This window comes from Chloroflexota bacterium, assembly GCA_016875875.1.
Classification (GTDB): domain Bacteria; phylum Chloroflexota; class Dehalococcoidia; order GIF9; family UBA5629; genus 9FT-COMBO-48-23.
Map to the genome: position 1 here is coordinate 55297 of VGOP01000003.1, position 12909 is coordinate 68205.

Annotated in this window: 11 protein-coding genes and 1 tRNA gene; 2 read left to right on the forward strand and 10 right to left on the reverse strand. The window is 50.1% G+C overall.

Annotation, left to right across the window (positions count from 1 at the left end; genetic code table 11):
- Positions 1 to 18 precede the first annotated feature (18 nt).
- Positions 19 to 234 (reverse strand): hypothetical protein, encoded by a 216-nt coding sequence (locus tag FJ023_03020; GenBank protein MBM4446309.1) that lies wholly within the window; start codon positions 232 to 234, stop codon positions 19 to 21.
- 165 nt (positions 235 to 399) lie between these two features.
- Here FJ023_03020 and FJ023_03025 point away from each other — a divergent pair, with 165 nt between their 5' ends.
- Positions 400 to 1860, forward strand: coding sequence for a hypothetical protein (locus tag FJ023_03025; protein MBM4446310.1), 1461 nt, complete (start codon positions 400 to 402; stop codon positions 1858 to 1860).
- 45 nt (positions 1861 to 1905) lie between these two features.
- Here FJ023_03025 and FJ023_03030 read toward each other — a convergent pair whose 3' ends face one another.
- Together FJ023_03030 and FJ023_03035 are read right to left on the reverse strand one after the other, a co-directional pair.
- A complete protein-coding gene (locus tag FJ023_03030) occupies positions 1906 to 3045 on the reverse strand; it encodes an acyl-CoA dehydrogenase (protein ID MBM4446311.1) in 1140 nt (379 codons plus the stop codon).
- 164 nt (positions 3046 to 3209) lie between these two features.
- The gene (locus FJ023_03035; GenBank protein ID MBM4446312.1) at positions 3210 to 4187 is read right to left on the reverse strand and encodes a phosphotriesterase-related protein; all 978 of its coding nucleotides are present in this window, start codon (positions 4185 to 4187) and stop codon (positions 3210 to 3212) included.
- Between the two features lie 394 nt (positions 4188 to 4581).
- Here FJ023_03035 and FJ023_03040 point away from each other — a divergent pair, with 394 nt between their 5' ends.
- Positions 4582 to 5043 carry a hypothetical protein gene (locus FJ023_03040; GenBank protein ID MBM4446313.1) on the forward strand — a complete coding sequence of 154 codons (462 nt, stop codon included), beginning with the start codon at positions 4582 to 4584 and terminating at the stop codon, positions 5041 to 5043.
- Between the two features lie 82 nt (positions 5044 to 5125).
- Here FJ023_03040 and FJ023_03045 read toward each other — a convergent pair whose 3' ends face one another.
- From FJ023_03045 to acs, 7 genes are all read right to left on the reverse strand, one after another.
- On the reverse strand, positions 5126 to 5872 hold the full coding sequence (locus tag FJ023_03045; protein ID MBM4446314.1) for a hypothetical protein: 747 nt from the start codon (positions 5870 to 5872) through the stop codon (positions 5126 to 5128).
- A 463-nt stretch (positions 5873 to 6335) separates the two neighbouring features.
- Positions 6336 to 6818, reverse strand: a complete 483-nt coding sequence (locus FJ023_03050; GenBank protein MBM4446315.1) for an SRPBCC family protein — start codon at positions 6816 to 6818, stop codon at positions 6336 to 6338.
- A gap of 199 nt (positions 6819 to 7017) precedes the next feature.
- Entirely contained in the window at positions 7018 to 7431 is a 414-nt protein-coding gene (locus FJ023_03055; protein MBM4446316.1) for a hypothetical protein, read from the reverse strand.
- A gap of 70 nt (positions 7432 to 7501) precedes the next feature.
- Positions 7502 to 7576: transfer RNA gene (locus FJ023_03060), tRNA-Met, on the reverse strand.
- Between the two features lie 35 nt (positions 7577 to 7611).
- Positions 7612 to 9249 carry a glycerol-3-phosphate dehydrogenase/oxidase gene (locus tag FJ023_03065; protein ID MBM4446317.1) on the reverse strand — a complete coding sequence of 546 codons (1638 nt, stop codon included), beginning with the start codon at positions 9247 to 9249 and terminating at the stop codon, positions 7612 to 7614.
- 121 nt (positions 9250 to 9370) lie between these two features.
- Positions 9371 to 10873 carry a glycerol kinase GlpK gene (gene glpK / locus FJ023_03070; GenBank protein MBM4446318.1) on the reverse strand — a complete coding sequence of 501 codons (1503 nt, stop codon included), beginning with the start codon at positions 10871 to 10873 and terminating at the stop codon, positions 9371 to 9373.
- Between the two features lie 113 nt (positions 10874 to 10986).
- The gene (gene acs, locus FJ023_03075) at positions 10987 to 12909 is read right to left on the reverse strand and encodes an acetate--CoA ligase (GenBank protein ID MBM4446319.1); all 1923 of its coding nucleotides are present in this window, start codon (positions 12907 to 12909) and stop codon (positions 10987 to 10989) included.

The window sequence follows — 12909 nt, forward strand, 5'->3', positions numbered from 1 at the left end:
GATATGGGGTTGGTATGTCTATTTCTTCTTGTACTTGCGATACAGCTCGATAAAGGTGATATTCAGGGCAATCGATAAAAACAGAGGCACCAGCAGCAGCCACAAGTTCTTGTATATATCGATGCCGAAATACTGGCAGGCATAAACCATAATAAAGGTTATTACTATTCCTAATGCGGCACAACCTACCGCGAAATAAATAAGTTCCAATATGAAACTATCTCGTCCGCTCATCTCAAGCTATGACTCCCGAATCGGTACCATAGCTCTACGATAAGCGACGGCGTGACGAAAGTCAAGACGCTATCATGTTGACTAAGCAGAGCGCCTGAAGTAAAATCCAAACATAATAAGGTGATCAGAAACCAATATAGAGAAAAAGCAAGGAGGGTAAAGAAAATGCCACGATTATTGCCGGTTACCTTAGTTTCAATTATTTCCTTAGTCCTCATATCCGTAGCAATATCCTGTGCTCCATCGGGAAGTGCCACCACTGTATCCAGCGGTGACATTGACACTTTCCGCTCGTCATTAGAGAAGAGCGGCTTTACTTTGAAACTGGCGCCATTTGTCCATGTGGATTTGATTAAAATATATGAAGCGGGGAAATTAGCCAATGCTGCTGGCAATAACGCTGGTGCACCTTATAGAGGGGTATTTGGTGCTATTCCAGATAATGTGAACATAACAGACCTGAAGGACATATCTAACGCCCAAGAGAAGATAGAAAACGTGTTATATGGTACTCCCGGGCTGATACAGGGATGGCAGTTAAATCCCGATGAGGCGCTTGTTATCGTCACCAAGACCCCTCCGGAATGCGCCTACTTCAGCTACTGCGGTTTTATCTTCTATAAATACTATGAGAAAGAAAAACAGCGTAAATGGGTCTGGACCAGCTTTAATGACCCGCTAAATAACCTCACCATCAAGACTTCCGGTACCCCTGATGGGGCAAAGGGAAATCCTTTTAACAAAGATACTATCATCATCATCACGGCTGATAAGGACACTGACCAGCGCATACGCAGCGTTGCCACAGCCGCAGGGTATTCCGAGGATATCATAAACACTTACGTAATTCCGAGCTCAATGGTCAAACTGGGCACAGGCCCCGAGTTTGACACAATTGTCTTTGGTCAACGCATGGCGCTCTTTGCCGACGAAAAAGCGGGGCAGGAATATGTAAATGCCGTGTCGTTAGCCTATCGGGTCATACCTGAATCATCGACAAAACTCGACCCGTTTCCGGCACCTGAGTTGCGCGTCAGGGGTACCGGCAAAACGGAGGTGGATTTACAGCCGGCACTAGATGAGCTGCGCCTGGCTATACTGGCAAAGTACAGCAACCTTTCAGCGAACGAGCTGGAAACTTCTCTCTGGCTTCCTGAGTCTTATGAAGCGGTACAGACAGAGACGTATGTGGCCGGAGAAAGCCGCGACACGGTTTACCTGCGCAGCGATACCTTTACACTGGGCGATGACCCTGATGAGTTTATTATTGTGTATGGCGTTAACCATGCTGCCAGCGGAAAGGCTACGTACTCAAACTGCTCCTTTTACGGCCAAGCTGGCTGGAACGGGGTAACCGGTATATTTAGCACCGAGTATACAGGGAGCGCTGAGGAATATTTACCCGGCAACCCGCTGGCTAAATATCTTTACGTGTGTAAGTTTGCGCGTAGCTGTAGCTCCGAAAAGAACTGTGTGGCAGTGCCAACTGGGCCCAAAGCACATGGAGTCGAACTTGATGAGCCCGCTTTCGTGGCGATTCGTGCCTATTTAGAGCCAGCTACCAGGGTGGGGCCGGCCTACACGGAACTACTTTACGACCGGGCTATCAAATTCAGCAGCCGCTAATACTGACACCTAAAGGCGGCTCTAAGTTAAGACTAAGGCTCTCCGTTAAGCGAGCATGGCACGCGAGATGACCACCCTTTGGACCTGGTTGGTGCCCTCGTAAATCTGAGTTATCTTGGCATCCCGCATCATCCTCTCCACCGGGTGGTCCTTTATATAACCATAGCCGCCCATAACCTGCACGGCGTCGGTGGTTACCCTCATGGCTACATCAGAAGCAAATGTCTTCGATATCGCCGAGATATAGCTAAGATTAGGAACTTTGTTGTCGATGGCTGATGCCGCCCGGTAGACAATGGCGCGCGCTGCCTCGACCTGAATAGCCATATCGGCGAGCATAAACTGGACTCCCTGCAGATTGGCGATGGGTGCATTGAACTGGACTCTTTCCTTGGCATATTTGGTCACATAGTCCAGCACCCCCTGTGCAATGCCTACTGCTTGTGCACCTATCACCGGCCGTGTGCGGTCCAGCGTCATCATGGCATATGTGAAGCCTCTGCCCGCCTCACCCAGCAGGTTCTCGGCGGGCACGGGGCAGTTCTCGAAGATGAGTTCAGACACCTGCGAACCTCTAATCCCCATCTTGTCCTCCAACTTTCCAATGGACAAGCCGGGGGTTTTTCTGGGGACGATGAAGGCCGAGATGCCGCGCACACCTTTATCCGGGTCTGTTTTAGCGAAGATAGTATAGGTGATGGCCACGTTACCATTGGTGATGAAGCATTTGGAACCGTTAAGTATGTATTTGCTTCCCTCTAATCTGGCCACGCTCTCCATGGCAGCGGCGTCGGAGCCGGCTTTGCGCTCGGTGAGCCCGAAAGCAAATGTCCCTTCACCCTTGGCCAAAGGAGTCAGGTGTTTTAACTTTTGCTCCGGACTTCCGGCGATGAGTATCGGTTCAGCGGCAAGCCAGCTCGAACCAACGATGTTGGAACAACTGGGGTCAACGCGGGATATCTCTTCGCTGAAGATGCAGCAGGTTAACATATCTTTATCCGTGCCACCGCACTCCTTGGGTAGATGCAAGCTGAACAGGTTGTTAGCCTTGAACAGCTCAAAAATATCCCAGGGGAACTCTCCCGTGCGGTCGATCTCTGCAGAGCGCGGGGCTATCTTTTCCTCTGCTAGCTTACGTATGCTCTGGCGGAATTTCTCCTGCTCCGGGGTGGTTATATATTGCATTCGCTTCTCCTTTCTGGGATATTTTATTCTATTGACTTCCCCCGCTTCCAGTCAATATTAACTTAGCTCCAGGACGCACGAAACTCCATCTATAGCAATTCATAAACAAAGGGCACGGGAATAAACCCCCTGCCCTTTGTTTATCAGCAACTGGAGCCTATTTATTATTTCCCAAGAAACAGGTTCTTCGGATTCTCGACCATCATGGTCTTAATCTGGTCATCGGTCACGCCCTGTGCCTTAAGCGCCGGTATAATATCTTCTGATATGTGGTCGACCCTCCAATTGGCGAGCATCTTCATAATTGCATCCGATACTTGGATGGGGCGGCTCAGCCAGAAATTCATAGTATCGTGAGACAGCATAATCTTATTAGCATACCCCTCTTTGCACAGCGTGGCGATATTCTGGACGCTGACGTCGTCAGGGGCACCGCCCAATAAACCAGCTATTCCAAATCGGTCAAAGGCAATGTTGACACTCTTTTGAAGTATTGACCTATGATAGTTGACGTCCTTGGAATTATTGACATGCCCTATCATGACTTTCTTGGGGTCAGCGCCCTGGTTTACTAGAAACTCGGCCTGCTCCACGCCGCCGGTGGGACCCTGGGTGTGGGTGATAATGGGCACGCCGGTGGCCTTCTGGGCAATAGCCGCCGCTTTATGCACCGCCTTTTCATAGTCCGTCATTTCCGGGCCGGATGCCACCTTTATAACACCGGCCTTGATGCCAGTTGTGCCGACGCCTTCCGTTATCTCTTTTATCATCATCTCGGATATCATCTTAGAGATGTCCGTACCGAATGCCGTCCTCATCCTCCAGTAGGCCGGGGCACCTTCCTCTTCAGTATAAAGCCCGGTGGCAAAGATTATGTTTATACCGGTCTTCTGAGAAAGTTCCTTGTACAGCAAGGGGTCACGACCGCCCATGTCGTTGGCGGTGGCATCAATGATTGTCTGGATGCCTGCTGCCTTGGCCGCCTCACATGCCTTTAGACACGCCTGTAGAGCAGCCTCTCGGTCATAGGGCGCCATGCTGGCATCGGCATACCAGCCAGTATATGCCGATTGCAAATGCTCGTGTACTAGTGTCCAACCAAGCTTGTCGGGAGAAATCGGCCCCAGGGCGGAGTTTATCATCCCTGGTGGTGTGGGTTGTGGTTTGGGTGGAGATTCGGGTTGCGCCGCGGGTGCGCAGGCAAAAGCCATGGAAGTTAGGACTAACAGCAGGGAAAAAAGGGTTGCCAGAAAAATCTTGGAAAACCTGTGCATAAACCACCTCCTGAAACAAATTTTTTTATAGCTTAATTTAAACAGCTTGGAAGCATTCTTGTCAAGAGGTAAAAGCATAGGACGTCCATGATATTACACGGACTGTTGAATTTCCACGGAAACACTACCCGCTATTGACAAAATAACCTATGTGAATGATAATTATTACGTTGTTATGTATCACCCCCTGAACTCAATACCTCAAGGGAAGCGACTTGCTACCTTTCTTCCCTTGCTAGTTGCAACTGTTGCACTATCGGTAATGTTCCGTGTCATCGGACCATCCACTCCCAATATTGTGGCCTTCGAGCTTGCCGGCAGCATCGAGAGAGCAACCAATATTATCAATGCCTGGGATATTGCCGCTCAGTTAAGAGCCAGCTTTGGACTTGGCTTGGATTACCTTTATATGCCGGTTTATGCCACCACCATCGCTCTGGCCTGCGTATGGGGTGCCAGTGTCCTGTCAGGGAGGAAGTGGCGCGCTCTGGGCATGTTGCTTGCCTGGGGTCTGTGGCTGGCCGCCGTATTTGACGCTATTGAAAACTGGGCACTGATAGTTATGCTATTCGGCACAGTTGCGGAGCCCTACCCACAGATGGCTTATATATGCGCTACATGTAAATTCAGTTTAATCATACTGGGCTTGGTTTATATTTTCATTGCGGGTGTTATTTACCTCATAGCGCGCATCATGTCGGCCTCGGGAACACACAGGCGCTGAACTCAGGTTCAGAATGCGTAAATAACTCGTGGACTTCAAGGGATATCTTGACCAAGGTTGGCATGTAAAACAGTAGAGGCCACTACCTCCCCAAAATGACGTCCCAAATGGGCACTACTTCGGTTTTCGTTACAGTTCTCTGCTTCTCTACCTGGTATGGTACTTGATAGGGGACTTGCCTCTCCTTGGTTACGGTCTCCTGTACGACGACATCGTCTGACCACACCAATAGGACACTTGTGATGGCATATGCGTGCCATGTCGTGGCAAGTATGGCGAATTCTCTTACCCCCTCAGCATCAAAGACAATATAGTCGTCCAGCTCTATGCCCGTGCGCAGCTCGCCAAGGACGCGTGCCGACGTCAGCACAGCATTAAAGGCATCGAGCCAATACAATTCTTCTGGCTGTAACCCCAATTTCTGAAACGGTGTAGGCCTAGGTGGAATCTGCCCTATGCCAGTAAGGTCATACACCCGTATCAAGCCTTCCTGGAGCTGTGCACCCGGTGAAACACGAACTTTGACCTGGCTTCTAGAATGTCCCGAAGGAGCTAGCTCATAACCATAATAGTAGCTACCCCTTATGCCCTCAAAGCCTGCGACACTCACATCGGTATACCACTGAACCGTGTGGTTAAGGAACGTTTTGCCTTCGGCGGAGTGTATCACGGTTTCCACGGTATCCGAGTAGGACTCCGTCTTGTACTCAGTCCTGTATTCAGTCTCATAATACGTCTCGACTACCGGAACTTCTCTGGTGACACAGGATGTCGCCAACAGAAGTAAAGCCAGCATCAGCATGGAGCAAAGCATACCCAACCTTCTCATCCGCATACTCCTTTAATACTGTCTCCTCTGTAGAATACGGCGATTGCAGGCTGTTGTCAACTTGGGAAATGAAGCGGAGTTAAGCAATTTCAGTAAGTCCTACATTTCTCAGGTTAAGCAAGGTAAAAGGCCGCCTTCAGCAAAACTAATAGAAGCTCTTAAGGTATTTTACAACAGCCAGACAGAGATAGGAATTGACTATCTCCCCCTATTCCTGCAATCTAGGCAATAAAGGAAGCTGTATGGAATTTACAGGGTCGCCCCAAACGCAGTCCCTTTTGGCCCTGATAAATCACGCTAGTATGTTCTGCCATATTGCTTTTACACTAGAGGACTCTTTACTAATAAATCCGGAGGTTCGAGTCTTTAGCAAACTGGAGACTACAACCGAGCCCCAAACCCCTAAAACCATTCACTACTAACTATATCTATCTTAGTATCAATAGTGAATAGTTTTTCGAGGCTATTTGCTATTGCTTCTGGACGAATCTTTTTTCCTTTCTAGTATATTTTTCAGGTTTTCCCCCTCTTCTTTCATATGCTGTTTCGTAGCCTCAATCCTGTTTTTGGCGAGTTTCTTAAATAGCGGACCGCCTCTGAAACTAACTGTAGCGGTGAAAATACAACTTCTTTCCCCCTTTGGCTCTATGAGAAATGTGTTCCCTGGAGCAAAAATTGACCATGGGAATAAAAACCTATATTCCACCTCTTTGTTAGGAACTATTTTAGTAGTAACAAATTTTAGTTTATGCAGTTGCCCATGAAGATACTCCTCAGCATACATGATTGAGCCTTCCTGGAGAGGTCCGCCCTTAATCCAGCTAACGTCTACATGGTCAGGATGCCAAGCTTGATAGGCTTCCTTGTCTTTAAAACGCTGAACGAGCCATTCAAATACTTTTTCTGGTGCTGCTTCTATTTCTATTGAATCTGTTAGAGTTATCATATTCTGCTATCCTCCACCTGATGGTCTAACCCAAATGGTAACATCTGCCTATCCCTATTTCAATAGCCATTTTTATTGACTGTGTGGATAGCTTTGAGGATTTTGATGAGTCCCTTGTTCTAATGAGGTGGATGTATACTTCGTGGTGGCAGCGGCTGGATTTGAACCAACGACCAAGCAATTGAAAGCTCTTATATCTTTATTTGATAAATCTAGCGTAAATTAACCCGGCAACTATCGCCTGAATTAATATGCTGATACTCCAGGTTATGATCATGAGCAATGATACTGGAAAGCTGCTATAAGACATCACCATGCCCGGAATAGTTATCACCCAGTAACATAGCCCGAAATATATTCCCTTTTTCCAGGCTTTTTCAGTTTTGAATAAGTCCTTTGTAACAGAAAATATCCAGGCAAGTATAATACCCAAAATGAAAGGTTCGACAAGCATAAGGTACATGATTGGATCAGACCATGGCCTGAACAGATTCGTATTGTTATATTCTGCTGCTAACGATGGAAAAATAAGATTAAACAACGGGCCAAGCGCCAGGCTTACTATAAGCATAACCAACCCTGCCAGTAAACCGAAAAGTATAACCTTCTTCATTTTAATCACCCCCTGATAATTTTACGAGATTGCCACGCCTTCGGCTTTAAATGACAATTTGATTGAGGACTGGTGGCAGCGAGTGGATTTGAACCACTGACCAAGGGCTTATGAGTCCCCTGCTCTGCCACTGAGCTACGCTGCCACGCGTTAAAAGTTAGCACAGTTTGACTTTGAGTGTCAAACCTTCCTGGACCTCTTCGGCCGTTTCCCTGAACCAGTTCTGAAATGCTGACCTAAAGCTGCATGGGCACGGTAGGCCTCAACCTGCCGCTGCTGCTCAGCCTTGCTCCACCCCAAAAGACGCCCCATCTCTTTTGACACCGTCTCCACACCATCCAACCCCTGACATGACTCCAGCCCCGCAGCACTGCGCCGGAGCAGAAAGTCGCTCACTGTAAGGGCACTTTCCTCTTTTACGCTGTACTCTATCTGTGCCAGAATATCCTTACAGTGCGGGCAGATGGGTTGCCCGCCTCGTTTATCACGTTTCACCAGCTTCAAGACCTGCGAGAAGCGGGAGCCATATAGGTCGGCAAGATGCGCCACCGTCTCAACGGGGAGGCCGTTTTCCTTAGCCGCCTTGGCCACCTTTTCTTGGGGTACAGCCGGTGCCCCGGGCAGAGGAACCTCAGCCGTGGTACATTTTGCCTCCATGCCCAGCTTGCGGCAGACCACATCCACCGCATCCTTGGCTACAGCGCGGTAGGCGGTTATCTTGCCTCCCAGCACCGATATGAAGCCCCCTATGCCGTCCCTCTGTTTATGGTCAAGCACCTTGTGCTCACGCGTAATGTCCGATGGCTTTTCACCGCCGATGTGAGCCAGGGAACGCAACCCAGCGACAGTATAGATGATGTCCTCACTCCGCAATTTCGGGAAGACCTGGTGGAGTCCATGCAGCATATACGCCACGTCAGATTCGTCAGCACAAACAGCATCAAGGTCACCGGAATAGTCGGTATCGGTGGTGCCTATAAAAGTATAGTCCAACCAGGGCATGACGAAGAAGAGACGACCATCTATGGGAGAAAAGAGAACTAAAGCCTCGTTTGTCAGCTTTGGAGTGAGCAGGTGTATGCCCTTGGTCCGGCGTACCGTGCTGGCCGGGCCGCCGTGAAGCAAATCCCTGACACAGTCAACCCAGTGCCCAGCGGCATTGACCACCAGCCGCGCTTTCACTTTATAGGTCTCTCCTGATAGGCAATCCAGCACTTTTATGCCGCAGACATCGTTACCATCTCTAAGGAACCCGGTAAGCTGAGCATGGTTTACGATGGTGGCACCGTGCTCCGCAGCGCAGAGCACATTCTCTATGCCCAGACGCTCCGTAAACGGCGCTTGACAATCATAGTAGAGTATGGCACCTTTCAGGCCCTTTATCTCCGCAAGTTCCGGCTCCATCTCCAGAGTCTCACGCCGTGACAGATGCTGGTGGGAAGGCATAGACTTGCCCGCAGCCATCACATCATACATTCGCACGCCTAGGCTCAGAGCTATTTGGTAATAAAGGCTGGTTATGGGTATTATAAATGGGTAGGGATGTACCAGGTGTGGTGCAATTTTCAATAGAACTTCTCTCTCTCGCAGGTCCTGCCCCACAAGGTGAAATTCCAGCATTCGCAGGTAACGCAGCCCTCCGTGAATCAAGCGAGAGGAACGAGAAGTGGTGCCATAGCCAAAGTCTTCCTTCTCAATGAGCAAAGTCTTTATGCCGCGGAGAGAGGCATCACGGGCAATACCGGTGCCTATAATGCCGCCGCCTATTACAATTAAGTCGAATTTTTCCTTGGCAATGGTACCGAATTCTCTTTTCATGCTGTCCTCTCCAATGCTAGATAGTTTATTTTTCACCCTCACCTCATTCCTCTCCCATCAGGGAAGAGGAGATATAGATTTAGTCTCTCCCCTGGCGGCAGAAAGTCAGAGTGAGGGGGTGTCAGCTTTCGACCCAGCCTCGGGCGCGTTCCACGGCTCGTTTCCAGCCGGCATAAAGGTTCTCCCGCTGGTCAGCGGACATACTTGGCTCATAGGTCTTAGCAGCGCGCCACATTCGGGCAAGCTCAGTGGTATCTTTCCACATGCCCATCGCCAGACCAGCCAGGTAAGCAGCTCCTAGAGACGTGGTCTCAGCTACCAGCGCCGGCTGAATGGGCACTCCCAGTATGTCCGCCTGAAATTGCATCAGGAGTGAATTGGCAGTGCCACCACCATCTACCCTGAGCAAGGCCAATTGGATGCAGGCTTCATCGCTCATCACCTCTACTACATCCCGAGCTTGGTAGGCGATAGCCTCCAGGGTAGCCCTTGCCAAGTGTCCTGCGGTGGTGCCTCGAGTGAGTCCAATGATAGTTCCTCGAGCATACATATCCCAGTAAGGAGCACCCAGACCCACAAAAGCAGGGACGAAGTAAACCCCACCATTATCAGGTACGGAGCGGGCGAGCGGCTCGCTCTCAGCAGCGCTTTTTATCAGGCCCAAGCCATCACGCAACCATTGGATGGCAGCGCCGGTGATAAAGATGCTTCCTTCCATGGCATAAGCGAACTTGCCATCTAACCCCCAGGCCACAGTTGTCACTAGGCCTTTCTCAGAGGGAATCGGCTTGTCACCGGTGTTGAGCAGGATAAATGAACCTGTCCCGTAGGTGTTCTTTGCCATACAGGCATCGTAACAAGCCTGGCCAAATAGGGCAGCCTGCTGGTCGCCAGCTATGCCACCCAGAGGTATCCGAGCATCCCCCAGCAGGCCAGCAGTAGTCTCACCATAACCATGACTGGAAGGCATCACCTTGGGAAGAACAGCCTCTGGTATGCTCAGGATAGTAAGAATCTCCTTGTCCCACTCAAGAGTGTGGATGTTAAATAACATGGTACGGGAAGCGTTGCTGTAGTCGGTAATATGGACAGCGCCACCGGTAAGATTCCAGACTAGCCAGCTATCTATCGTGCCGAACAATAAATCGCCCTGCTGGGCACGGCGTTGTCCCTCAGGTATGTGGTCTAAAATCCAGCGAAGTTTAGTAGCAGAAAAATAGGCATCTATGGGCAATCCGGTCTTCTCCTTGATGAGCCCGCTCAAGTCCCTTTGCTTGAGTTCCTCGCACAGTGGGGCGGTGCGGCGGCACTGCCAGACTATGGCATTGCTCACGGGCTCACCGGTACGGCGGTCCCATACCACGGTTGTCTCCCGCTGGTTGGTGATACCCATGCCTTTCACCTGAGAGGCGGACACCCCAGCTTTTTGGAGGGATTCCTGGGCCACGGCTAGAGAGGTGCGGAAAATCTCTTTGGGGTCGTGTTCTACCCAGCCGGGCTGTGGATAGATCTGGCGTATCTCCCGGTCGGCGCTGGACGCCACCTGACCCGCCTCATCAAAGAGGAGGGCAGCGCTTCCTGTGGTTCCTTGGTCGATTACTAGAATGTAGCCTTTGCCAGGCATAAAGAGTTCTCAACAAAAGGCCGAATATCGCGAGCAGTATATCATATAGGAGGTAAAGCCGACAACCTTTCCTCTAACTCGCCCCCACCAGGGAGGGAGGAATATATGTCGCTCTACACCTCTTTCTTAAGCTCCTCAAAGGCTTTCTTCACTTCCTCCACGGAGGCCTCATCTTCCAGGGTGGTCAAGTCGCCGATTTTGGTGCCGCTGGCTACCGCTTTGAGAACTCGTCTCATAATTTTTCCACTCCTTGTCTTGGGCAACTTGGCGACAAAGTAGATTTCATCAGGAGTGGCTACAGGCCCCATTGTCTGGCGTATGTGCTGCTTTATCTTGTTCTTAAGTTCCTGAGAGGGTTCTACTCCTTGCTTGAGTATAGCGAAGATAACCACGCTTTCACCCTTAACCTCGTCTGGCCTGCTGGCTACAGCCGCCTCAACTACAGCGTCGTGAGATACAACAGCATCTTCTATCTCTATTGTGCCTATTCTGTGTCCAGCTATTTTAAGGACTTCATCGGCTCTGCCCAGCAACCAGTAGTAGCCATCTTTGTCCTTGATGGCATAGTCGCCGGTATAGAACATGCCGGGGAATTTAGACCAGTAGGTTTCCTGGTATCTTTGTGGGTCTCCGTGTATACCCATTAGCATACCCGGCCACGGTGACTTTATAACCAGATAGCCTTTCTCTCCGGCTGGCACTGATTTACCACTTTCATCAATTATATCAGCATTGACCCCGGGCAGGGGGAAGGTTGCTGAGCCCGGTTTGAGAGGTACCAGTTCTATACCTGGTGTTGGCGATATCATCGTGCCGCCGGTTTCGGTCTGCCACCAGGTGTCCACTATGGGACATCTTTCGCCGCCGATGACCTTGTAATACCATTGCCAGGCTTCGGGATTTATGGCTTCTCCAACGCTGCCCAATAGCTCTAGGCTGCTCAGGTCGTGTCTTTTGACCACATCCTCGCCATATTTCATCAGCATCCTGATGCCGGTAGGCGAGGTATAAAATATAGAAACTCCATATTTCTCTACGATGTCCCACCATCTATCTACCGAGGGGTAGTCAGGAGCTCCTTCGTAGAGGACTATGGCAGCGCCATGGCACAAGGGGCCATAGACTATGGAGCTGTGCCCGGTGACCCAGCCAACATCGGCGGTGCACCAGTAAACCGATTCCTCCTTTACATTAAAGACCCATTCGTAGCCGGAATTAGTGAAAACGAGGTAGCCGCCGGTGCCGTGGACAATGCCCTTAGGCTTTCCGGTGGTACCTGATGTATAAAGAATGTAAAGAGGATGGGTGGCCTCAACAGGTTCAGCGGGCACGAATGAGCTAGCATCATCAAGTAGTTCATGAAGCCAGAAATCTCGTCCTTGTTTCATCTTTACGTCTATACCTGCTCTTCTAGCCACCACCACCTTTTTTATTGAGGGCGCTAGGCTTACGGCTTCATCGCTGATCTTTTTGAGTTCCAGGTGTTTACCTCTTCTGAAACCGGCATCTGCGGTGACCAGAACCTTGGCCTGTATATCGTTGATTCGGTCGGCCAGAGCCTGGGCACTGAAACCGGAGAAAACGACGGTATGTGGGGCCCCGATTCTGGCGCAGGCGAGCATGAATATGGGCAGCTCGGGAATCATCGGCAGATATAGAACGACCGTATCCCCTTTATTTACACCTAGATTCTTGAGGACTGAAGCGAACTTATTGACCCACCTATAAAGGGTGGAATAGCTTAATACCTGGCTATCCCCCAACTCACCCTCCCAGTATATGGCAACCTTGCTTCTCCGCCAGGTCTTAACATGCCGGTCCACGCATTGATAGCTGGCGTTTATTTTGCCGCCGGCGAACCAGCGGGCGAAGGGTGGTTCCCACTCAAGGACATTGTCCCACGTCTTGAACCAGTCCAACTTGCGGGCTTCTTCAGCCCAAAAACGTTGTGGGTCTTGTATTGACTGGTTATACATATCCATGTATTTCTTGAATGGCCAGTATACCGATTCCGAAGGCAAAGATGTGCCTACCAT

Excerpts from the sequence above, each read along its gene's own strand:
- FJ023_03055 (MBM4446316.1), bottom strand. The coding sequence starts at position 7,431 with ATGAAGAAGGTTATACTTTTCGGTTTACTGGCAGGGTTGGTTATGCTT.
- glpK (MBM4446318.1), bottom strand. The coding sequence starts at position 10,873 with ATGCCTGGCAAAGGCTACATTCTAGTAATCGACCAAGGAACCACAGGA.
- FJ023_03035 (MBM4446312.1), bottom strand. The coding sequence starts at position 4,187 with ATGATAAACTCCGCCCTGGGGCCGATTTCTCCCGACAAGCTTGGTTGG.
- FJ023_03040 (MBM4446313.1), top strand. The coding sequence starts at position 4,582 with ATGTTCCGTGTCATCGGACCATCCACTCCCAATATTGTGGCCTTCGAG.
- FJ023_03065 (MBM4446317.1), bottom strand. The coding sequence starts at position 9,249 with ATGAAAAGAGAATTCGGTACCATTGCCAAGGAAAAATTCGACTTAATT.
- FJ023_03030 (MBM4446311.1), bottom strand. The coding sequence starts at position 3,045 with ATGCAATATATAACCACCCCGGAGCAGGAGAAATTCCGCCAGAGCATA.
- FJ023_03025 (MBM4446310.1), top strand. The coding sequence starts at position 400 with ATGCCACGATTATTGCCGGTTACCTTAGTTTCAATTATTTCCTTAGTC.
- acs (MBM4446319.1), bottom strand. The coding sequence starts at position 12,909 with ATGGTAGGCACATCTTTGCCTTCGGAATCGGTATACTGGCCATTCAAG.
- FJ023_03045 (MBM4446314.1), bottom strand. The coding sequence starts at position 5,872 with ATGAGAAGGTTGGGTATGCTTTGCTCCATGCTGATGCTGGCTTTACTT.
- FJ023_03050 (MBM4446315.1), bottom strand. The coding sequence starts at position 6,818 with ATGATAACTCTAACAGATTCAATAGAAATAGAAGCAGCACCAGAAAAA.
- FJ023_03020 (MBM4446309.1), bottom strand. The coding sequence starts at position 234 with ATGAGCGGACGAGATAGTTTCATATTGGAACTTATTTATTTCGCGGTA.